This is a genomic window from Candidatus Enterococcus murrayae (assembly GCF_017315985.1).
GTDB lineage: Bacteria > Bacillota > Bacilli > Lactobacillales > Enterococcaceae > Enterococcus_A > Enterococcus_A murrayae.
On the sequence record NZ_JAFLVR010000002.1, the window covers coordinates 17,143 to 40,085 of the forward strand.

At 38.1% G+C, this 22,943-nt stretch carries 22 protein-coding genes and 1 other annotated feature; of the genes, 18 read left to right on the top strand and 4 right to left on the bottom strand.

Features of this window, described 5'->3' with window-relative positions:
• Positions 1 to 14: 14 nt before the first annotated feature.
• From JZO85_RS01315 to JZO85_RS01335, 5 genes are all read left to right on the top strand, one after another.
• Positions 15 to 338 (top strand): DUF1292 domain-containing protein, encoded by a 324-nt coding sequence (locus JZO85_RS01315; RefSeq protein ID WP_086305741.1) that lies wholly within the window; start codon positions 15 to 17, stop codon positions 336 to 338.
• A gap of 354 nt (positions 339 to 692) precedes the next feature.
• Positions 693 to 1,532, top strand: a complete 840-nt coding sequence (locus JZO85_RS01320; protein ID WP_430732907.1) for a transporter substrate-binding domain-containing protein — start codon at positions 693 to 695, stop codon at positions 1,530 to 1,532.
• On the top strand, positions 1,532 to 2,191 hold the full coding sequence (locus tag JZO85_RS01325) for an amino acid ABC transporter permease (RefSeq protein WP_207106699.1): 660 nt from the start codon (positions 1,532 to 1,534) through the stop codon (positions 2,189 to 2,191). Before JZO85_RS01320 ends, JZO85_RS01325 begins: the two co-directional genes overlap by 1 nt.
• Positions 2,192 to 2,332: 141 nt before the next feature.
• Positions 2,333 to 3,793, top strand: a complete 1,461-nt coding sequence (locus tag JZO85_RS01330; RefSeq protein WP_207106700.1) for an amidase — start codon at positions 2,333 to 2,335, stop codon at positions 3,791 to 3,793.
• A gap of 112 nt (positions 3,794 to 3,905) precedes the next feature.
• Entirely contained in the window at positions 3,906 to 5,096 is a 1,191-nt protein-coding gene (locus JZO85_RS01335) for an amidohydrolase family protein (protein WP_207106701.1), read from the top strand.
• A 45-nt stretch (positions 5,097 to 5,141) separates the two neighbouring features.
• Here JZO85_RS01335 and rnhC read toward each other — a convergent pair whose 3' ends face one another.
• Positions 5,142 to 6,044, bottom strand: a complete 903-nt coding sequence (rnhC, locus tag JZO85_RS01340; protein WP_207106702.1) for a ribonuclease HIII — start codon at positions 6,042 to 6,044, stop codon at positions 5,142 to 5,144.
• A 136-nt stretch (positions 6,045 to 6,180) separates the two neighbouring features.
• Here rnhC and zapA point away from each other — a divergent pair, with 136 nt between their 5' ends.
• The 11 genes from zapA to JZO85_RS01395 all read left to right on the top strand — a co-directional run bounded on the left by zapA (position 6,181) and on the right by JZO85_RS01395 (position 17,427).
• Positions 6,181 to 6,615: a cell division protein ZapA gene (gene zapA / locus JZO85_RS01345; protein WP_207106703.1), complete on the top strand. Its 435-nt coding sequence runs from the start codon at positions 6,181 to 6,183 to the stop codon at positions 6,613 to 6,615.
• A gap of 12 nt (positions 6,616 to 6,627) precedes the next feature.
• A complete protein-coding gene (locus JZO85_RS01350; protein ID WP_207106704.1) occupies positions 6,628 to 7,176 on the top strand; it encodes a CvpA family protein in 549 nt (182 codons plus the stop codon).
• Positions 7,177 to 7,237: 61 nt separating this feature from the next.
• Positions 7,238 to 9,598 (top strand): endonuclease MutS2, encoded by a 2,361-nt coding sequence (locus JZO85_RS01355; RefSeq protein ID WP_207106705.1) that lies wholly within the window; start codon positions 7,238 to 7,240, stop codon positions 9,596 to 9,598.
• Between the two features lie 114 nt (positions 9,599 to 9,712).
• Positions 9,713 to 10,027, top strand: a complete 315-nt coding sequence (gene trxA / locus JZO85_RS01360; protein WP_088932209.1) for a thioredoxin — start codon at positions 9,713 to 9,715, stop codon at positions 10,025 to 10,027.
• Between the two features lie 166 nt (positions 10,028 to 10,193).
• Entirely contained in the window at positions 10,194 to 11,969 is a 1,776-nt protein-coding gene (gene uvrC, locus JZO85_RS01365; RefSeq protein WP_207106706.1) for an excinuclease ABC subunit UvrC, read from the top strand.
• An 87-nt stretch (positions 11,970 to 12,056) separates the two neighbouring features.
• A complete protein-coding gene (locus JZO85_RS01370; protein ID WP_207106707.1) occupies positions 12,057 to 12,263 on the top strand; it encodes a helix-turn-helix transcriptional regulator in 207 nt (68 codons plus the stop codon).
• On the top strand, positions 12,263 to 12,727 hold the full coding sequence (locus JZO85_RS01375; RefSeq protein ID WP_207106708.1) for a DUF6442 family protein: 465 nt from the start codon (positions 12,263 to 12,265) through the stop codon (positions 12,725 to 12,727). Before JZO85_RS01370 ends, JZO85_RS01375 begins: the two co-directional genes overlap by 1 nt.
• A gap of 11 nt (positions 12,728 to 12,738) precedes the next feature.
• Positions 12,739 to 13,638, top strand: a complete 900-nt coding sequence (locus JZO85_RS01380) for an ABC transporter ATP-binding protein (RefSeq protein ID WP_207106709.1) — start codon at positions 12,739 to 12,741, stop codon at positions 13,636 to 13,638.
• Positions 13,631 to 14,890 (top strand): ABC transporter permease, encoded by a 1,260-nt coding sequence (locus JZO85_RS01385; RefSeq protein WP_207106710.1) that lies wholly within the window; start codon positions 13,631 to 13,633, stop codon positions 14,888 to 14,890. Before JZO85_RS01380 ends, JZO85_RS01385 begins: the two co-directional genes overlap by 8 nt.
• A 72-nt stretch (positions 14,891 to 14,962) precedes the next feature.
• On the top strand, positions 14,963 to 15,778 hold the full coding sequence (locus tag JZO85_RS01390; protein ID WP_207106711.1) for an aldo/keto reductase: 816 nt from the start codon (positions 14,963 to 14,965) through the stop codon (positions 15,776 to 15,778).
• 200 nt (positions 15,779 to 15,978) lie between these two features.
• Positions 15,979 to 17,427, top strand: a complete 1,449-nt coding sequence (locus JZO85_RS01395; RefSeq protein ID WP_207106712.1) for an alanine/glycine:cation symporter family protein — start codon at positions 15,979 to 15,981, stop codon at positions 17,425 to 17,427.
• Positions 17,428 to 17,489: 62 nt separating this feature from the next.
• Here the strand turns inward: JZO85_RS01395 and JZO85_RS01400 are convergent, their stop codons facing one another.
• The 3 genes from JZO85_RS01400 to JZO85_RS01410 form a co-directional block, all read right to left on the bottom strand.
• The gene (locus JZO85_RS01400; RefSeq protein WP_207106713.1) at positions 17,490 to 18,761 is read right to left on the bottom strand and encodes an ABC transporter permease; all 1,272 of its coding nucleotides are present in this window, start codon (positions 18,759 to 18,761) and stop codon (positions 17,490 to 17,492) included.
• A 1-nt stretch (position 18,762) separates the two neighbouring features.
• Complete coding sequence (locus JZO85_RS01405) at positions 18,763 to 19,440, bottom strand: ABC transporter ATP-binding protein (RefSeq protein WP_207106714.1); 678 nt, start codon at positions 19,438 to 19,440, stop codon at positions 18,763 to 18,765.
• A 184-nt stretch (positions 19,441 to 19,624) separates the two neighbouring features.
• The gene (locus JZO85_RS01410; protein ID WP_207106715.1) at positions 19,625 to 20,350 is read right to left on the bottom strand and encodes a gamma-glutamyl-gamma-aminobutyrate hydrolase family protein; all 726 of its coding nucleotides are present in this window, start codon (positions 20,348 to 20,350) and stop codon (positions 19,625 to 19,627) included.
• A 216-nt stretch (positions 20,351 to 20,566) separates the two neighbouring features.
• Positions 20,567 to 20,614, top strand: a sequence feature (sodium ion sensor (DUF1646 type); this cis-regulatory element may regulate processes involved in with the transportation of sodium ions).
• A 50-nt stretch (positions 20,615 to 20,664) separates the two neighbouring features.
• Between JZO85_RS01410 and JZO85_RS01415 the strand changes: the two genes are divergently transcribed.
• The gene (locus JZO85_RS01415; protein WP_207106716.1) at positions 20,665 to 20,988 is read left to right on the top strand and encodes a hypothetical protein; all 324 of its coding nucleotides are present in this window, start codon (positions 20,665 to 20,667) and stop codon (positions 20,986 to 20,988) included.
• Positions 20,975 to 22,936: a V-type ATP synthase subunit I gene (locus JZO85_RS01420; RefSeq protein ID WP_207106717.1), complete on the top strand. Its 1,962-nt coding sequence runs from the start codon at positions 20,975 to 20,977 to the stop codon at positions 22,934 to 22,936. Before JZO85_RS01415 ends, JZO85_RS01420 begins: the two co-directional genes overlap by 14 nt.
• The last annotated feature ends 7 nt before the right edge of the window (positions 22,937 to 22,943 follow it).

Below are 22,943 nucleotides of genomic sequence, written 5' to 3' on the forward strand. Positions count from 1 at the left end.
AAAGAGGAATAAGAATGGCACACGAACACACACATGACCATGATCACGAACACGATCATGACCACGAACATGAAGTGATTACTTTAGTAGATGACGAGGGAAATGAAACGCTCTACGAAATTCTTTTAACCATCGATGGACAAGAAGAATTTAATCGCAATTATGTGTTGCTTTATCCTGCAGGAGCGCCAGAGGACGAGGATGTTGAATTACAAGCTTACGCATACGTTGAAAACGAAGACGGCAGCGAAGGCGAGTTACAACAAATTGAGACTGACGCTGAATGGGACATGATCGAGGAAGTATTTAATACATTCATGACCGAAGAAGAAGAATAGTCTTAGAGGTAAGGGGAATACTAAGTCATGGGATTCCTCTTTTTAGTATTCGTTTATTTCATCTTTTAAAGGAGTAGTGATCAAGAAAATATCAGAATCAGGCATAGTAAAAAAACTATGTCTTTTTTCTCTTTTCTAAATGGAAAGGGGAACTAGTAACTGATACCTAAAAATATTCTGCGAATAAATTTAGTGGAAATTGCTGCGAACTGTTATTAAATAGTTGTGATAGCACACGCCTGCTGTATTTAACAACTGTTTTTCATAGGCAAGTTTCTATATATATTTGTTTTTTATATGCTATAAAAGAATCAACGTTTAGAATTTAGCAAAATAAAAAAGGAGATGATGCTGTTGAAAAAATGGTGGATAGGTTTGGCGCTAGTTATGGCAGGTGTGAGTTTAGTGGCTTGCGGAAGTAATGAAGAGACCAAAGAGGATACTAGTTGGAAAAAAGTAGAGGGCAAAAAGGAATTGACGGTAGCTACTTCCGGTACGCTTTTTCCATCTTCTTATTACAACGATGAAAATAAGCTGACAGGGTATGATGTTGAGGTGGCAAAAGCAGTTGCAAAGAAATTAGCGTTAAAAATCAACTTTAAGGAATACAATGTTGATGGTCAAGTAACTGCAGTCAATCGTGGAGAAGCAGATTTTGCGGCAAACGATTTTGGGATGTCGAAAGAACGATCAAAAAAATTCTCTCTGTCTTCGCCAATCAAATATTCCTTTGATAGTATGATCGTCAGGAAGAGTGATAGTTCAGGGATTAACTCCTTGAAGGATCTAAAAGGGAAAAAAGCTGCAGGCGAACCTAATACTAGTTATATGAAGATCGCAGAAAAATATGGGGCGAAAGCAGTAACCTATGATAATGCCACAAATGATCAGTACTTAACGGATGTTGCTAATGGACGCACAGATGTAATCTTAAATGATTACTATTTACAAAAAATGTCTGTTGCAGCTTTACCAGATATTCCTGTTAAAATTCTTGAAGATGTTTATTTCAACGCAAACGCTACAGGCTTTCTATTTGACAAAAGGGATCAATCTCTTAAAAAAAAGGTTAACGCTGCACTAGCAGATTTAAAAAAAGATGGAACGCTAAAGAAAATCTCTAAGCAGTATTTTGACACGGATGTCTCAGTGAAGCCTAAACAGAAAGTAACCGAAAAGGTTTCGGCAGACTAATGTATATTCCAACACTTAATGTAGCCCTGATGTTGGACTCAATTCCATTTCTTCTGAGTGGATTAGGCTACACTTTAGGGATCAGCTTAGCGGCATTTTTCATTGGTAACTTGCTTGGTGTTTTAACGACTATTTTAGGATTTTTGCCATGGCTGCCCGTGAAACTTCTTGTAAGATTTTACTTATCTTTTTTACGGGGAACACCTGCATTGGTTCTGTTGTTCTTATTATATTTTGGGTTACCCTACCAATTAAACGCAGTAACGGCAGCGATTATTTGTTTTAGTTTAACCAGCAGTGCTTTTATTGGCGAAATCTATCGTGGATCAATTGCTGGGGTTGATTCAGGGCAATGGGACGCAGCATACGCATTGGGAAACCGTTTTTTGCCGACAATACGTTATATCGTTTTGCCACAAGCAGTAAGAATATCGATTCCGGCTTTAAGTAACGTAGCAATGGATCTTGTTAAGGGAACCTCTTTGGCAGCGATGATCACTGTACCAGATATTTTTCAGAAAGCGAAAATTATTGGTGGAAGAACATTCGATTATCTGTCAATGTATATTTTAGTTGCACTGATTTATTGGCTACTGTGTATCGTTATTGGCAATATTCAACATCGATTGGAAAAATATTTTCAAAAGAAATACACTTAAATGAGCAAAGGACACATGAATGATCGTGTGTTCTTTGCTTTTAAGTATTCAATATGGCAATAGAGCATTAATCCATGACAATTGCTAGTACTTTTAAAAAAAATCTGTGATAATAATAAAAAGAAGAAGAGGGGGATCGCAATGAAAGATGGTTTATACTGGGCAGAAAAGTTACGTAATAAAGAGATAAGTTTCCACGAGCTGTTGAAAACTTTTGAAGAAAAAGCTAGAAAGCAAAATTCAATGTTAAATGCATTCGTTTCAATGATGGATCATGAGGCTATTGAAGAATATCAGAAGCAACAAAATATACTAGAACGACCTTTTGCTGGGTTGCCAGTGCCGTTAAAAATGTTAGGACAAGAAAAAGAGGGGTGGCTAAGTACTTCAGGATCAAAACTACTGAGAGAGCATCGCGCTAGCCGTAATAGTAATTTTACTAATCAGATGATAACAAGCGGCTTAATCCCTTTTGCGCAAACCAATGCGCCAGAGTTTGGTTTTAAAAATATTACAGATGCACAGATTTACGGACCAGCGAAAAACCCATGGAATCTTGATTATTATTCAGGAGGGTCCAGCGGAGGAGCAGCTAGTGCAGTGGCTTCTGGAATTGTTCCGATTGCGGGAGCTAGTGACGGCGGCGGATCAATACGTATTCCAGCGTCTTTCTGCGGTTTAATTGGATTAAAGCCAACCCGAGGTGCCATGCCTGTAGGGCCAAACAGTTGGCGTGGATGGCAAGGTGCAGCGATTGATTTTGCATTAACGGTTTCGATGCGTGACACAGAAAAGCTATTTTATACTATGCGAAGCATCGAGAGTGCGGCTCCTTACCAAGCTCCTTTGAAGGAGTGGCAGCATACACAAGCGGCGCAAAAAAAGAAGTTAAAAATAGCTGTAGTTATTGATTCGCCAATCGATACAAAGGTGTCTCCTGAGGCTGTTGGTGCAGTCGAAAAGGCCCATGATTTTTTATTGAAGCAAGGACATGAACTGCAAGTAATCAATTATCCTGTTAACGGAAATAAATTAATAACTAGCTATTATTTGATGAATGGCGCCGAAACAGCCGCTATGTTTGCTGGAATAGAACAGGGATTAGGACGACCAGTTGAAAAAAATGATATGGAATTAATGACCTGGGCTATCTATCAATATGGCAAAAAAATCCCAGCCAGTCACTTTATAAATGCCTTGAATCAGTGGGATTTTGCGGCTTTCAAGATGGAAGAGTTATTCAAAAAATATGACTTGCTCCTGACACCGACAACTGCAATGACGGCACCAAAAATAGATGAGGAATTATTAAATAGTGAAATCCGCGATGCGTTAGAAGTTTCATCAAGTCTATCTGAGACTGAATTGCAGCATTTGATCGAGAAAATGTTTGAGAAAAGTCTGCAAATTACACCGTACACTCAATTAGCTAACCTAACCGGACAACCGGCTATTAGTCTGCCAACACATGTAACCTCTGCAGGCTTGCCTATCGGAATTCAATTTATGGCAGCGCGGGGGCGAGAGGATTTATTGCTGCAAGTTGGAAACATAATTGAAACAGAGTACGGCTTTAAATTACCAGAGTATTATCGTCAATAATAAGAAAAATTAATTGATTCTACCATCCAAATTGACTATCAATTTAGATGGTTTTTTTGTTACACTTAATAAAGTAATTGAAAACGTTTTAAACATAGGAGGGAATACGAAGTTGATTTTATTAAAGGCTAAGAAATTAATTACTGGTGATGGCAAAACCATCATTGAGGATGGCGGTGTTGTTTTTGATAAAGATAAGATATTAGCTGTTGGAAAAGCTGAAAAATTATCTAATGACTTTCCGCAAGCAGAGGTTCGTGATTATGGCAATGGGACGATTTTACCAGGATTAATGGATGCACATATTCATCTGGGCTATTATTGGACACAGCCTGATCTGCATCGGTACAATGATTTTATGATTGCCTATTACGCACAAAAACAAGCCGAGACTTGTCTAGCAAAAGGTGTGACAACGATTCGTGATTGCTGTGGACCACAATTTCTATTAGAAACACTGCGTTTAGCGGCCGAGAAAGGGTTCGTTAAAGCACCACGCATTTTGCATACAGATCGTGGAATTTGTATAACCGGAGGACACGGTCATGAAGATGGGATTGAAGAGGTAGATGGTGCAGAAAATATTCGTCATACGATTCGTCGTCAGAAAAAAGATGGTGCGGACTGGATCAAGCTGTTAACGACTAATCGCGATGATATCTGTGAGTTCACACAAGAAGAGCTAGATGCTGGTGTGGAGGAAGCCCATCGTCTTGGGATGAAATGTGTAGTCCACTCAGGGACTCAGCCAGGTATACAAATGTGTATAGATGCTGGATTCGATACGATCGAACATGGAAATTTTTTAACTGTTGAGCAAGCAAAGCAAATGGTTAAAAATCAGCAGTCGTGGACGCCAACGATGTTTGCTTATCATTTTTTAGCAGATTATAATAAAAAGGTTCAAGAAGTAGGAATTGACCATTCAAATCAATCTACTGAAACCTATTCCCATCATTTGGATTTCTTCGAGAGCTCTGTTCAAGCTTATTCGAATAATTTTAAGGCGATTTATGATGAAGGGTTGACGATTCTAGCAGGGACGGATATGGTAATGTTAGAAGCACCAAGTGTACCGATTGTCGAAGAATTAGAATTGATGGTACGGTACGGGTTAACACCAGTAGAAGCAATTCAAACAGCTACACAAAATCCTGCAAGAGTCTTTGATCTATTAGACACTACTGGCGAATTAAAAGATGGTTTACAAGCAGATATTTTAGTTGTAGATGGTGATGCCACTGCTGATATTGAAGCGTTGCGCAACGTCCGCCAAGTATATCTAGCTGGATCAGAAGTTTAAAATTAACCCGTCGAAATGGCTGGACATTTTGACGGGTTAACTTTATTAAAGTAATTTTTGTGCTTTTTCTGTATTTGCGAAATGTAATTTGGCATATTTACTTAACAGATTCATTCCGCCTTGACGCAATAATTTTGCTGCCAATTCATCAGAAGGTTTGCCGGCTCCTGATGGCACTTTTGCTCCAAGCTCGAGCGAAGCCTTATCAAGTTCTTCAAGGAAGCTTGCTCGACTGATAATTGAAGCTGCGGCAACAGAAAGATGGTATTGCTCGCCTTTGGTGACGAAGTAGATTTTTTGATCAACCTGCTTGGTCTCTTGTTTAACATATTTCATGTAATTTGCTTCTGAAGTGAATTGATCGATTAGGATCGCGTCAGGTTTAGAAGGTGAAATTTGTTCTAGTAGTATCCGGATGGCTTGGTTGTGCAACGCGACTTTCATACGGACGGCATTATATTTTGGTTGAATCTCATTATATTTTTCTGGATGAAGCACTAATAATTTATAAGGAATCAATTCCTTGATTGCTTCAGCCATTTTACGGATTTGTCCGTCCGTCAGCATTTTTGAGTCTTTAACGCCAAGTTTTTTTAGTGCGGTAAGATGTTCCTTATCCGCATAGGCCGCACAAACACATAGCGGGCCAAAGTAACTGCCATTACCGACCTCATCACTGCCTAGGACAGATAGTGACGCGAAATCTTTGGGCAAGCTGTTTTCTTTTTTCGTGTTTGCAGCGCCTGTTTTTCCCCAACGGGCCGCTTCTTGTTCAGCATTGTTTCCTTGAAATAGAACTTTACCAGAAGTATAGGCGGTGATGCTTGTGCCATTTTTTTTGGCAGAAAATTCACTATAAGGAACTTTTTTGTTTAACAAGTAGTCAGTGTAATAGGTTTTTAGTTTTTGAATCTCTGTTTTTGTTAGCTTTAAGACAGCAGAACTCATAATTTTTTTCTCTTTTCTTTAAGTTAATTGGCTTTTAATTGATGAAAGTTGTACATATCAAAAGTTTTAGCATATAATATATTAGTATTTTTGATACAGGATTAATAAAAAAATCGGATTAGGAAGGTTGATCGATATGGCGCAAAATCGCTATAAGGCAATCGTTGCCGGTCAGACTTATACTATCATTGGACAAGAATCCAAGCAACATATGGATATGGTTACAGCCTTGGTCAATGAACAGTTAAATGAGATCATGTCGTTATCACCTGAGATCACGCAAGAAAAAGCTACGATGTTATTGGCGATCAATGCGGTCTCAGATCAATTAAAAAAGCAAGAAGCGTTAATGAAGCTGGAAAAGCAGCAATATACACTTGATGGACAAGCGGCTCATAATTTAGAATTAGAAAATCGAATTAAAAAAATCGAAGCAATTGAAGCTGAAGCCAAGGAAATAATGCGGAAAAACGGAAAAGAAAATGTTCCGATCCGGAACCACGTAGAAGCACAGCAGATTGTTAATGAGAACCGGAAACGCGAGATTCAAAAAAGAGCGGCAAATAAATAAGTGAGGGATACTATGTTAACATTGGTAATTTTATTTGCATTACTGCTATCTTTTTATGTTGGCTATCGAAGAGGCTTGGCTTATCAAATAGTATTTTCGGTTGGATATCTGCTGTCATTTATTGTTGCACGAATGTTTTATCAGCAGTTAGGGTCGCATTTGGATTTATTTGTGCCATATCCATCCGTCACCAGCGAATCAAAGATGGTATATTATTCTGTGGAACAAGCTTTCAATTTAGATAAAGCTTTTTATGCAGGAGTTGCGTTTGTGATGATTTTGCTCGCGGGCTGGTTGTTGACACATCTAATCGTGATCTTCTTTAAAGATTTGTTGTTTAAGGTGATCATTCCTCAATATGACGGAATTGTGGCTGGAGTCTTACAACTGTTTGTTTGCTATGTGTTCATTTTCTTGATTTTGAAGCTTGTCAGTTTCGTACCGATGGCATTGATTCAAAATCAATTAGAAGGCAGTTGGTATGCCCGTTTTATGATTGAGCACTCATTATTTTTGAGCTCTCAGTTTGATAGCTTGTGGGTGACAAAAATTATTGGATAAAGAAAAAAACCGGGACGCTGTTTGACAGGTTTCGGTTTATTTATGTATAGAAGGTGAAAATATGAATGAGCGCATTCTAAAAACATTAGAGTTTGAACAAGTAAAAAAAATGATTCAACAATATTTAACAACTGAACAAGGGGAAGAAGAAATTCGTCAATTGGCTCCTTCTAGTGATGAAGAAACAGTTCAAGCCTGGCTAGATGAGACAGAAGATGGAATGAAGGTGCAGCGTTTACGCGGAGGACTGCCGATTCCTAAATTAAACAATATCAAACCACACATGAAGCGAATTGAAATTGGTGCGAACCTTAACGGGTTAGAGTTGGCAGAGGTTTCTCGTGTGCTATCAACAACAAGTGAGCTAGTTCGATTTATTGATGATTTAAAGGATAGCGAGTTAGAATTTCTACGCATATACTTTTGGGAAGATCAATTGACGACATTGCCAGAATTAAGCGGGAAGTTGAGACGTTCTGTAGAGGAAGATGGGCGCATACGGGATGAAGCATCACCAGAACTACGTACGATCCGCAGTCAAATTCGCCGCAGTGAACAAACGATTCGTGAGCAGTTAGACGGATTGATTCGTGGAAAAAATGCAAAATATTTGAGTGATAGTTTGATTACTATGAGAAACGATCGTTACGTAATCCCTGTAAAACAGGAGTACCGTGGGATTTTTGGCGGAGTCGTACACGATCAGAGTGCTTCGGGTCAGACCTTGTTTATGGAGCCAAAGCAAATTGTGGAGTTAAATAATCGATTGCGGCAACAACAGATTGCTGAAAGAACGGAAATCGAACGTATATTAGCTGAATTATCGGCTGAATTAGTTGCACCTAGAAAAGACATTTTACACAATGCGTATGTATTGGGACGTTTTGACTTGATGAACGCAAAGGCTCGCTTTGCCAAAGCGTTGAAAGCAGTTGTGCCAACGATCAATCAACAGAACCATGTGTTCTTTAAGCAAGCACGGCATCCACTGTTGGATCAAGAAAAGGCTGTTGCTAATGATATTATGATCGGCCAGGACTTTCAGGCTGTTGTGATTACCGGACCGAACACTGGGGGAAAAACGATTTCCTTAAAAACGCTTGGTCTTTTACAATTGATGGGACAGTCGGGCTTACCATTACCTGTAAATGAAGATAGTGAGATGGGCATTTTTACAGAAGTATTTGCTGATATTGGTGATGAGCAGTCCATCGAGCAAAGCTTATCGACATTTTCTTCTCACATGACCAATATTGTTTCAATATTAGATAAAATCGATGAACATAGTCTAGTGTTGTTTGACGAATTAGGTGCAGGGACAGATCCGCAAGAAGGTGCTGCGTTAGCGATTGCGATCTTGGATGCAGTTGGTGCGAAATCTTCTTATGTGATGGCTACGACGCATTATCCTGAATTGAAGATTTATGGCTATAATCGTTCGAACACGATCAATGCAAGCATGGAGTTTGATGTCGATACATTAAGTCCGACTTATCGATTATTGATTGGGGTACCTGGGCGAAGCAATGCTTTTGAAATTTCTCGTCGACTTGGTCTAGATCCGATGGTGATTGAGAGTGCGAAGCTTATCATTGATGAAGAAAGTCAGGATTTGAATGAGATGATCTCTGATTTAGAAAATCAACGTAAAGCTACGGAGACTGAGTACCTTGAGATTCGCCATTATGTGGATGAATCTGAAAAGCTCTATCGCGATTTAAAAAATGCATATTCCTATTTCTTTGATGAACGTGAGAAAGAAATGGATAAAGCCCGTAAAGAGGCCAATAGAATCGTCAGCGAAGCGGAAGAAAATGCTGAAAAAATTATTAAAGATATCCGCAAAATGCAATTAGAAGGTCAAGGAAGTATAAAGGAACACCAATTGATTGGAGCAAAGACACAATTAGCGGATTTAAAACAAGATGAACATTTGAAAAAAAATAAGATTCTGCAAAAAGCTAAGGCAAAAAAACAGTTTAAGCCAAATGATGAGGTTATTGTAGAAACTTATGGACAAAGGGGCACTTTAATTCAAAAGACCGGTGAGAACGAGTGGCAGGTCCAATTGGGTATTTTAAAAATGGCCGTTTCTGAAGATGATATGGTATTGACTACGCCTGTTGAAGAACCGGAGCAACGCGTGATAACAGGAGTGCAACGAGGAGCTAGCACTCGTGTGAAACCAGAATTGGACTTGCGTGGGAAGCGTTATGAAGAAGCACTTGCTGAGGTGGATCAGTACATTGATGCAGCACTTTTAGCAAATTTTGCTCAGGTAAGAATCATCCATGGAAAAGGAACGGGTGCGTTACGTAAAGGAATTACTGACTATCTTAAAAATAATCGAAATGTTCAAAGCTTTGAGTTTGCTCCTGCAAATCAAGGCGGTAGTGGGGCTACGGTGGTAACTTTTAAATAGTTTACAAGTGTAAGCAGAAAGCTAGCGCAGAAAATGTGACCGTGATATACTACTTTTAGTAAGAAAAAAGGATGCGGATTTTAAAGTATCCGGTTTATTATAGGAGGAATTCAAATGGCACAAGTAGTCACTGATAAAACGTTTAACGAAGAAACAGATAATGGACTTGTTTTGATCGATTTTTGGGCAACGTGGTGTGGTCCTTGTCGTATGCAGGCACCAATCTTAGAACAATTATCCGAAGAATATGATGAAGATGAATTCAGAGTTGTAAAAATGGACGTTGATGAAAATCCAGAGACTCCAGCATCATTCGGTATTATGAGTATCCCAACACTTGTTTTGAAAAAAGATGGACAAGTTGTTGATAAAGTGATTGGTGTTCATACTAAGGATCAATTAAAGGAGCTTATCCAAGCTCACATGTAAGAAGATGAGCTGGACTTTATGTCCAGCTTTTTTAAGTGTGACAATTTTACTAGGGTAAGCTGCTGAGTCCGAGACAAAAAAATTGCTCAGTATAAATAGCTTTTCAGTGGAATTGCAGATATAATAAACTACTATATTAGGAGATAGCTGTGAAGGGAAGCCACTTATGAACGAACGAATCAGAAACAAATTAGCGCTTTTACCAGATCAACCGGGCTGCTATCTGATGAAAGATAAAAATGGCACGATTATTTATGTGGGGAAGGCAAAAATATTAAAAAATCGAGTCCGCTCATATTTTACCGGCAGTCATAACACTAAGACTGAACGATTAGTAAGTGAAATCGTGGATTTTGAGTATATCGTGACAGAATCTAACATTGAGGCGTTGCTGCTTGAGATTAATTTGATTAAAAAAAATGATCCAAAGTATAACATCATGTTGAAGGATGATAAGACCTATCCATTTTTAAAAATTACGAATGAAAAATATCCTCGCCTGATGATTACGCGCAAAGTTTTAAAAGATAAAGCCCATTACTTTGGTCCGTATCCTGACGTGAATGCTGCTAATGAGACTAAAAAACTATTGGATCGGTTGTTTCCGTTGCGAAAATGTAAACCATCGCAAAAAACGCCTTGTCTTTATTATCATTTAGGACAGTGTTTGTGTCCCTATGCTTTTCATGTGGATCCACAGGTTTATAAGGATATGGTAGAAGAAATCAAGAGCTTCTTGAATGGTGGACATACTGAAATTCAAGATCAATTAAAGGAAAAAATGAATCAAGCGGCTGCGGATATGGAATTTGAAAAAGCAGCTGAATACCGAGATCAAATCAAAGCGATCGGAACAGTGATGACCAAACAAAAAATGACTAATACTGATTTAGTTGATCGTGATATTTTTGGGTATGCAACTGATAAAGGTTGGATGTGCGTCCAAGTCTTTTTTGTCCGCCAAGGAAAATTGATTGAGCGAGATGTCTCAATGTTTCCATTTTACAATGATGCTGAGGAAGATTTTCTTACTTATATTGGTCAATTTTACCAAGAAAATGAACATTTCATTCCCAAGGAAGTATTGATTCCCGATAATATTGATAAGCCAAGTGTAGAAGCCATGTTAGCGACGAAGGTTTTACAACCACAACGCGGTGATAAGAAAAAACTTGTGAAATTAGCAGGGAAAAATGCACAAGTAGCATTGAATGAAAAATTTGATTTAATTGGTCGCAGTGAAGCTCGAACGATCGGGGCAGTAGAAAAATTAGGTGATGCGATGAATATTCCAGCGCCGATCCGAATTGAAGCATTTGATAACTCTAATATTATGGGGACTGATCCGGTTTCTGCAATGGTAGTTTTCATTGATGGAAAGCCTGCTAAAAAAGAATACCGCAAGTATAAAATAAAGACAGTGAAAGGCCCAGATGACTATGCTTCGATGCGAGAAGTGATCTATCGTCGTTATTCTCGTGTGTTAAAAGAAGGATTACCATTCCCAGACTTAATTGTGATTGACGGGGGAAAAGGACAGGTCGATGTTGCCAAGGATGTATTAGCGAATCAGTTAGGGATCGACATTCCGATTGCTGGTCTGGCAAAAGACGACAAGCATAAAACCAGTGAGCTGCTTTTTGGACCAGAACTGACGGTTGTTCCTTTGGAGCGTAACTCTCAAGAATTTTTCTTACTTCAACGAATTCAAGATGAGGTCCATCGTTTTGCCATTACCTTCCATCGACAATTACGAAGTAAAAATAGTTTTGCTTCGAAATTGGATAATATTGATGGGTTAGGACCAAAACGGAAAAAAATGCTGTTAAAGGAGTTTAAATCCTTAAAGAATATTCAAGCAGCATCAATAGAGGAGTTACAAAAGGTCGGATTACCAAAAGTAGTCGCTGAGAATACGTATCATCAACTACAAAAAAAATAATGTATAGCACCCTTTACATTTAATGTAAAGGGTGCTATACTTTTTTTGTAAGATGTAAAGGGAACTATACATTGAAGGAGTGATTGTTTGGAAAATCGAATTCAGATGCTCCGAAAAGAGCGGAAGCTGACCCAGAGTGATCTTGCATTAGAATTGGAGGTTACAAGACAAACAATTATTTCGCTAGAAAATGGACGGTACAATGCTTCCTTGATTCTGGCGCATAAAATTGCACGTTATTTTGATCGATCGATTGAGGATGTATTCATTTTTGATGAGGAGGATGGGGAATAATGAAAGAGTTATCGAAAGCTGATCGTGAATACCAAGAAAAACTGAAAAAAAAGAACAGATTTTATCTAATAGCAATTATTTTTATGTTGACCTGTTCAGGTATACTTCTCATTGGAGTAAATAACTATGATTTGAAAATCAATGCCCATGCTATCGGCTTCTTGATGGGGATGTTCATGACATCTTCTGTGATACTTACTATTTATATTTTTAGGAACCGACGGATAATGGAGGATCTAGATAAATTAAAACGGTACCGAATTATTCACACAGACGAACGGAATATTGAGATCATCTCAAGAGCGTTATATATAACTACCTACGTGATGCTGTTTGTATTTGTCCTTTTAGCCATGATTGGTAGCTTTGTATCACGACCACTAATGTATACAGCAAGTGGCTTGATTTATGTGTTTTTAATCAGTTATCTGATTTGTTACTTTTATTTTAGAAAGAAATTATAGGGAGTGAGAAAATGTTACAGGTTAAAAATTTGAGTAAAAGTTTTGGATCGTATAAAGCATTGAATGAGATGAATTTTACGATTGAAGACGGAAAAATTTTAGGATTGATTGGTCAAAATGGTGCAGGAAAAACGACGACTTTTCGTTTGATTTTAGATTTTTTATCAAAAGATTCTGGTACTGTTTCATGGAATGGTCACCCATTATCTGGAAAGGATTATAATACAATCGGTTATTTACCAGAGGAGCGCGGCTTGTATCCAAAGGTAACTATTGAAAATCAATTGTTGTTCTTTGCTTCATTAAGAGGGAAAAACAAGCAAGAAATTGCACCAAAAATTGATGAATGGATGGAAAAGTTTCAAGTTAAAGGGAAAAAAACAGACAAAGTAAAATCCTTATCGAAGGGAAACCAACAGAAAGTCCAGTTGATTTCCACTTTGATTCATGAGCCTAAATTAGTTATTTTAGACGAACCTTTCAGCGGCTTGGATCCGGTTAATGCTGAATTATTAAAAAACGGCATTATTGAATTGAAAGAAAAGGGGTCCTGTGTCATTTTCTCTAGCCATAATATGGATAATGTTGAAAAGATCTGTGATCACTTGATCATGTTGCGAAATGGTGAAACCGTTCTAAATGGTAAGGTTCATGAAATTCGAGAATCGTTCGGTCGCAGTAAGTTGTATTTAGAATCGCACTTAACAAAAGAAGAAGTAGAAGCTTTTGCTGGTGTACATTCGGTGATTCAAAAAGAAGACGGAAGCTTTGACATCACGTTAGATAATCCAGATGCAGGACAAGCGATTTTTGCTCAAGCGACAAAAGATGGGTATATTCCGATGTTTAATCAACAACCTCCGACGCTAGAAGAAATCTTTAAATGGAAAGCAGGTGCTGCAAGTGAGTAAAATGGGAATTATTATCAAAGACGTATATAAGAAAAATGTGAAGTCGACGGCATTTTTAATAATGATCCTGGCACCATTCTTGCTTATGGGAATTTTCTACTTATCACAACACTTCTTTGGTGATGCAAATGATATTAATAAAATTGGAATCGTCAGTGATCAACCGGCGGTAGCAGAACAGCTGGCTAAAACAAAGAATAAGGATTATAGCTTTAAAGTAGTTACGAGTAATAAAAAAGCTCAAAAGCAATTAGAGGACAAAAAGATCGATGCTTATCTTGATCTGAAGATGAGTAAGGATCAAGTATCGGGGAAATTATACAGCAAAGCTTCTTTAGGAACGTCAACCGAAACGCAATTGCAGCAAATCTTAAGTTCAATGCAAGCAAGTGCTAGAGCCAGTCAATTGAACTTAACTACTGCTGAAGTTCAAAAGGTCATGGAGCCTGCAAAATTTGAATCAACAAAAGTAACTTTTGAGAATGGAAAGATGCAAAGTGATGGCGGTGATTCTGGCACTCAATTCGTCTTAAGCTTTTTGACAACGATTATTATGTTCGTGTTCATTATCAGCTACTCATCAATCATTGCCCAAGAGATCGCTTCAGAAAAAGGTACGCGAATTATGGAAGTACTGCTTTCCAGTATGAAAGCTAAGACCCACTATTATGGCAAGTTATTAGGGGTTTTGTTAGTTGCATTAACGCAATTATTGATTTATGGTGTCGCTTTAGTTTTTGGTTATCGTCAATTTAAAGATATGGCTATGGTGAAGGATATTATCAATAATGTGTCTATCAAATCAATTTTAGGCACTGGGGCAATAACAATTGTTGCGTTTATGTTAGTTGGACTATTTTTATATGCAGTGCTTTCAGCATTATGTGGTTCTCTCGTAAGTAAACCAGAAGACACGGCAAAAGCGATTCAACCTGTGATGTATCTTTCGATGATCGGCTACATGTTAGGACTGATTTTAGGAACCTCTGATCCGACTAATGTCATCATCAAAGTGACTTCATATATTCCATTCTTATCTTCCTATAGCATGCCATTGCGATTAGCATCGGGAACGGCAGCAATGTCCAGCGCCTTTGTGTCACTAGGGATATTGGTATTGTTCACAATTGTCTTAACACTTTTCTCGGCACAACTGTATAAATCCAACGTATTAGTATATAGCGAAGGCGGGACTCTGAGCGCCTTAAAACAATCGATCTCTATCATGAGAAATGATCGTAAAAGGAAATAGACAAATCAGTTGACCGCAACATCAAAGTCTCTCACAATAGAGTTGTAACACAAACTATAAGGAGGAGATTTGATGGACAAAATGAAACAATTAGCAAATGGTATCGAAATGCCTCGGTTAGGTTTAGGTGTTTGGCGAGTGGAAGAAAATGATGCAACGGCTTCTGTTAAATGGGCGATCAAAGAAGGCTATCAGTTAATCGATACTGCAGCAATATACAAAAATGAAAAAGGTGTAGGCGAAGGAATTCGTCAATCTGGAGTTAAGCGCGAAGATTTATTTATTACCACTAAGCTTTGGAATGCAGATCAGGGATACGAGTCTGCTCATGAAGCATTCAATGATAGTTTAAACCGTTTAGGATTAGATTATGTAGATCTATATTTGATTCACTGGCCAGTAGCAGGAAAGTTTAATGACTCTTGGCGGGCAATGGAAGAAATCTATGAAAGTGGTCGTGCGAAAGCGATCGGTGTATCGAATTTCCATCAACATCACATCGAAGAACTGATGACGACAGCGAAAATCAAACCAATGCTTAATCAAATAGAATTACATCCTACTTTGACACAGGTTGAGTTACGTGAATACTTGGCCAAAGAAAATATTGCTGTCGAAGCTTGGTCACCGTTAGGACAAGGAAAGATTTTACAACATCCTACACTTATTGAGATTGGGAAAAAGCACAATAAATCAGCAGCACAGGTAATTATTCGTTGGCATTTGCAAAACGACATCATAGTGATTCCAAAATCTGTTCATGAGGAACGGATCAAGGAAAATGTTGACGTATTTGATTTTGAATTGACTGATGAAGAGCTTAAGCAGATTGATGGATTGAATATCAATGAACGCTTGGGAGCAGATCCGGATCATTTCGATTTTTAATGAATGATCAATTATATGGTATAAATCATGAGCATGAAGTAGATACTTTTTCGTATCTGCTTCATGCTTCTTTTATTAATTTTGTAAGTTTGAAAAAGGAAAATTTTGTATTTGTCAAAAGTATAAAAAAATTTTTTTAAATGAAAAAGAGTTTGTGAATTAATTTTATGATAAAATGGCAAGAAAAAGGGAGGGATTTGATGGGTGATATTTTATCAAAAATTAATTCTTTGATTTGGGGAGCCCCGATGATCTTATTGATTTTAGGAATTGGTATTATTTTAACTGTTGGTTGTCGGATGATCCAAATTCGCCGTTTACCGTTAGCCCTGAAGTATATGGTGAAAAACGAAGAGGGTGGTCAAGGAGATGTCACAAGTTTCCAAGCGCTATGTACAGCTTTATCAGCTACGATTGGTACAGGTAATATTGTTGGCGTTGCCACGGCCATTGTTGCAGGTGGACCAGGAGCATTATTTTGGTTAGAGCTCGCTGGGCTGTTAGGAATGGCAACGAAGTATGCGGAAGGGTTATTAGCTGTAAAATATCGAACGTTTGATGATCATGGCAAAGCTTTGGGAGGGCCCTTTTATTACATTGAAAATGGGCTCGGAAAAAAATGGAAATGGTTAGCGAAAATGTTTGCCTTCTTTGGTGCAATTGCTGGTGTAATCGGAATTGGTACAATCGCACAGATCAACGGGATTACTTCTGCGGCAGAAACTTTTTTTGATCCTAAAAAAGTCAACACGATTTCCCTCTTTGGAAATGAGTATTCGTGGGCAGTGATTATTTCCGGAATTGTTGTTACGGTTCTTGTTGCTATTGTGCTAATTGGTGGTGTTCAACGAATAGCAAGAGTATCGGAAATTATTGTTCCGTTGATGATTGTGATTTATGTTGGATTATGTCTATTCATGATTGTAGTGAACATTGCTAAATTGCCAGGGGTCATCGTAGAAATTGTTCAGAGTGCATTTGGTTTACGTGCGGTTTCTGGCGGTGCGATAGGCGCTATGATGATAGCTATGCAAAAAGGAATTGCACGGGGCATTTTTTCTAATGAATCAGGATTAGGAAGTGCACCGATTGCAGCCGCAGCCGCACAATCAAAAGAACCTGTACGACAGGGACTTGTTTCTATGACGGGTACGTTTATCGATACTTTAGTTGTCTGTAATATGACCGGAATGGCAATCATTTTGACTGGGGCATGGGATACTGGGCTGGAAGGATCTGCTGTAACTATCTTTGCTTTTAGTGAAGCATTACCTATCTCTCAAACGCTTGCTTCACTTCTATTGATGATATGTTTGGCATTCTTTGCATTTACAACTATTTTGGGCTGGAATTATTATTCTGAGCGCTGTTTGAGTTATTTAACGGGCGGAAATACTAAGTTCTCCTCAGTTTTTCGCTGGGTGTATATCTTTGCTGTATTTATTGGCCCATATTTGACAGTGTCAGCAGTATGGACAATTGCTGATATTTTCAATGGGTTAATGGCATTTCCAAATATTATTGCTCTGATTCTATTAAGTCCAGTTGTGTTTAAAGAAACAAAATCTTACTTTGCTCGTTTATCTGCAGGTGAGATAGAAGAGTTTTCATCTGTGCCTTTGGCGGATGCCTCTTTTGATGATGACTAGGTTATAAGAATTAACAAAGAGCTGTAGCAAATTTGTAATCCTTTGCTACAGCTCTTTTTCTTTTATTCGTAACGTAAAGCATTGATTGGATCTAACCGTGCAGCCCGATTGGCTGGGAAAGTTCCAGCTAAAAATGCGATCAGCATAATGATCAATAAAATTATTACCATGCTCGGCCATGAGAACTGTAATAGAGTAAGGCCAGTTAAACCGTCTAGAAATGACGTTGTAGCAAAATCATTTAGGAAATGGCCGGCTATAACAGCCCCTGCAATTCCTGTAACACCACCCCAGAACCCAATCAGCAAAGCTTCAATACTGAAAGTTAAAAATACTTTGAAGCGTCCCATTCCCATCGCTTTCATCAAACCAATTTCTCGTGTTCGATCTTGAACGGACATATACAGTGTATTAATGATCCCAAAGCTTGCGGCCAATAATGCGATAGCGCCAAATAAGGTTAAGACACCAGTGATCGCATTAATAACTTGACGAATCATTCCGATTTCATCTTCAACTGTCATGGCACTAAAGCCTTTTTTTTCTAAACGTTTTTTAAGTTGATTGATTTGCTTCTCAGATAGATTCTTATTCATTGTAGCAAAAAGGGTGCCGTATTTATTTTTCATATTTTCTGGCATGCCGTTTTCGTTGACACTGATAATTTTATCAGACAAAGCTTTACTCATAATTGATTGACCTTGTTGGATCAGGCTGACATTACGAACGCCGACGATGGTCACTTCTAAAATTTCACGCTCGCCAGTAGCTTGACTGCTGACAGCAATTTTAATTTTCTGATTAAGTGCCGATTTAGCTGATTTGAATCCTAATGACTTCATATATTCCGGAGCCAAGTTTATTTCATAGCTATCTCCAGAAGCACTAGCCTCACGGCCTGCTTCTAAATCAATTGTAATATCACTAACAGTTACAGCCGATAGGAGATATTTTTTACCAGTATTTCGTTGGACATAATCCGTTGATAAAAAGTGGAAAGGCTCAACTTTCTTGATTCCTTTTGTTTCTTTGATTTTGTCAAGATCTTTTGCTGTTAAGTAATCAGCATCTGCTCCAGAAGCTTTATCTGGATCGTATTCTTGCGGTTCGTTATCGGCGGGACCCATTTGTGATTTAGGAAAAACCATCAGTTGGTCCTCACCGCCAACGCCGTTGATTTGCCGATCAATATAATCGTTAACGCCATTGTTGACTCCAGTCGTTAATGAAATCGTGAATGCTCCAATAAAAATTGCGATTACGGTTAACACTGTTCGTCCTTTGTTTCTCCATAGGTTTGAGCTCGCTGATTTAATAATGTCAAATAATTTCATCTTAGGCACCCTCCAATATTAGACCATCTTTAATGTGGATTTGACGATCGCACCGATCCGCTAATTCCGGATCATGGGTAACAATAATCAATGTGATGCCTTTTTTCTGATTTAAATCAAAAAGCAGCTTTTCGATTTTTTCTCCAGTTGCTGAATCCAAATTACCTGTCGGCTCATCGGCGAAAATGACTTCTGGCTGATTTACAATCGCACGAGCAATACAGACACGCTGCTTTTGACCACCAGATAAATCATTGGCTTTATTGTTGGCCTTATCGCTCAATTCAACCGCTTCTAAAGCCTCCATCGCCATTTGCTTTCTTTGTCGATTTTTAATACCAGCGATTTTTAATGGCAGCAATACATTGGATAAAACAGTATCCTTGGGATTTATAAAAAATTGTTGGAACACAAAACCAAACGTTTCGTTTCTCATTTTATTCAACGCACTATTTTTTATTTGTTTTGTATCTTGATTAAGTAAAGATATTTTCCCAGAACTCGGACGATCTAGCAGTGCCAATATATGCATCAAGGTTGACTTGCCCGATCCGCTTTTTCCAATAATTGCGACAGATTCCCCTTTTTTTATCGCAAAATTAATCCCTTTCAATGCTTCAAAAGCTGATTGGCCAGAGCCGTAAACTTTTTTCACATCCGTTACTTCAATTGCATTCATTATTTTCCTCCTCTTAGCTAAAAGCTATGGATTGATTCTCCCATAAGTTGGCAATAATGAAATGGTACTAAAGTAGTATTTAGTGAATAATACTAAAATTTTTGAAGGGAAATGATATTTCGCAGTATGATGATTAAGCATTAAGTGACGAATAAACAATAAAAAAAGAGTAAATCATTATGATTTACTCAAAATCTTGAACGAAATAATCGAATAAGCTTTGTTCTTTAGAATCTTTCTTATGGGTGAGTTCAGGGTGCCACTGTACACCAAGGATTTTCGTGTTCTTTTCACGACTTTCAACCGCTTCAATGATACCATCAAGTGACCAAGCAATAGGTATGAGACTTGCAGATAAATCCTTGATGGCCTGATGGTGATAGGAGTTGACTTGTGCTCGTTCACCAAAAAGTGGAGCTAAAGCTGATTCAGGCTTAACTGTGATGGAGTGTAGACCAAAATCAGGTACGGTTGGAAACATATCGTGTTTCACTTCCCATTCAGGGTATTGAGATAAATCTTGATACAAGGTTCCACCTAAGGCCACATTTAATAGTTGTGTCCCTCGACAAACAGTGAAAATAGGTTTGTTTTGTTTGATGGCTTCTTTGATTAGAGCAATCTCAAAAGAATCTCGTTCAATACTGGTAGGACCTAACTTTGGATGAGGCTCCTCATTGTAAAGGATAGGAGTTACGTCTTGTCCTCCAGCTAATAAGAGTTTATCGATTGATTCGATATAATTACTAGCTAGCTCAGGATTGCTGATTGGCAATAAAATAGGTAGGCCCCCCGCTTTATGCACACCATCGATGAATCCTTGAGGACTGTAAGTAAACTGCTGATCAAAAAAATCTTGATTATTTTGGTAGTGTTGATTTGCGGCTATTCCAATAATATTTTTTTTCATAAACGACAACTCCTTCTACTATTTGATACCATAGTCAAAACTCAAAAAGCAAGTAATTCGGTTATTAATTTTTTCTCATTTCCACTTTGTAAAAACCAACTATTAAATAAAGTACAGATTTAAAGTCGAACGTATTAAATTTTTAACTTTTTAGCGAAAAATAGTTACGTGCAATCCTTTTTTTGATATACTATGTTCATTGAATAAATACAAAATGGTTGGGCGTAAGCTTCAAGGATCGTGTTCTTCAAGGGGTGAGAAGAGCAACCTTGAGAGTGGTGCGCTCTTTTTTTGTATCTAAAAGGAGGGTTTGTGTGTTAGAAGCTTTAGAAAAAATAAAGTCTGCTGAGGAGCAAAATGAAAGAAAAAAAGAAAAGCTAGTAGCAGAATTAGCAGCTTATGAGACGAATAAAAAACAACAGCTGCAAAAGAAGCGCGAAGAATTGAGAATGGATTTTTCTACTGTTTTATCGGAAAGAGAACAAGTATTGTCTGAAGAATTGGCAGCTGAAGAAAAAGATTTGAACAGCCATGCGGAAGATGCGATTAAAATGATGGAAAAAAAATATCAAGAAAAGAAAGAGCAAACGATTCAAAAAATTATTGAAAGGGTGATCTCAGAATATGGCAGTCAGTAAAATGAGTAAGCTGACCTTGATTGCCCAGCAGGGGTATAGTGAACAAATTCTATCTGCGGTTCAGGGATTCCAAGGGGTGGAAATTCGAGATTTATTTGAACAAACAGTTAGCAATGATTGGGTAGAAAAATATTTTTACGAAGTTGAACCTCTGGCTAGTCAAGATACACTGACAAAAATCGATCATCAATTAGAACAAATAACACATGCCATACGATTTGTGGAACATCACGGCAGCAGTCGTGAAAAAGGAATCCACCTTAAACGTCAGCAAGCGACTTTACGAAAATTGGAAGAAACATTTGATGAGAGTGTGCTGCTATCGGAATTGGAGAGCATCCAGGAGTTAGAATCTCTTTTTTCTGAGGTTCGATCGAAACAAGAAAATCTACATGAGCAAGAAAGTCTCCTGCAAAAATGGCAATCATTAGATTTTCTGCCAAAAGATTATTCATTGCATTCAACAAAATGCTTTTTAGGAACTGCAGATGCGAGTATTTGGGAATTATTTGATCAGCAATTAAAAGAGAAACAGATTCATAGTGAAGTCATTTACAGTGATGATCATATCGTTAATTTTGTCCTATTGTACTTGCGAGCTGAACAAGCAGAGGTACAAGAACTAGCTCGCCAGTTTAGTATAACCGCATTTACCTATAATTATTCACGACTGCCTAAGACTGAATTGACCGCGATCCAGCGTGAAATCATTGAATTAGTGGAAGAAAATAAACGTCTCGCTCGGTTAATCGGACAGAAAAAAAGCGTGATTGAAAACTTGGAAACAGCAGAAGAGGTTCTATTAGCACGAAAAAATCGCTGGTTGATCCACGATCGTTTTATTAAAGATGATAAATTATTCCTGCTGCAGGGGTGGATCGAAACGGAGAACTTCAAAACATTTGAAGATTTTGTAGGCAATTTAATAGGTAGTGAAAATCTTTACCTAGAAATTGAAGAGCCGACGAGTGTCGAAATTACGGAAGAGATACCAACTAAGCTAAAGAACCATACGTTGGTAAAACCGTTTGAGATGCTGACGGAGATGTATAGCCTGCCTAAATACCATGAAGTTGATCCAACACCGTGGTTTATGCCTTTTTACTTTGTTTTCTTCGGGATGATGGTTGCGGACGCAGGGTATGGTGCGTTGATGCTAATAGGGACAACCGTTGCTTTGAGAACGATCTTGCCACGAGGAATGGAACGATTTATGCGCTTTTTCCAAATCTTAGCTGTACCGACTATTATGTGGGGATTGATTTATAATTCATTCTTCGGTTTTTCACTTGGATATACACCCATTCTCTCAACCAGTGAGGACGTCATTAGTATTTTAGTCTTATCGATTATTTTTGGTGTCATTCAAATTTTTATCGGTTTAGGTTTAGCAGCACGAGAAAATATCAAAGCCAAGAACTATTTAGGTGCTGTTTCAGACGGATTTGCTTGGCAAGGGATTATGATTGGGGCGATTATTGGAGGAGCAGGAAAAATGCTGCTGAACAGCCAGCCGCTATTTATGATAGGTGTTGGACTAGCAGGATTAAGTGCTTTGCTGATCATTATCACCCCGATGCTGCAATCGAAATCTAAGATTAAAGGGTTAGCTAAAGGGGCCTATAATTTATATGGAATCACTAGTTATATTGGTGATTTGGTAAGCTACACTCGGTTGATGGCCTTAGGAATATCTGGAGGAAGCATCGCGGCAGCATTTAATATGCTAGTCGGATATATGCCGCCGATTGCACGATTTAGTGTTGGAATTTTATTGATGTTAGCTCTACATGGATTAAATATCTTTTTGTCTTTATTATCTGCTTATGTCCATGGGGCTCGTCTACAATATGTAGAATTTTTCGGAAAATTTTACGAAGGCGGAGGACGTGCATTCCGTCCATTAAAGTCAGAAGAAAAATATGTAAATATAGAACAAGAAAAATAATTGGAGG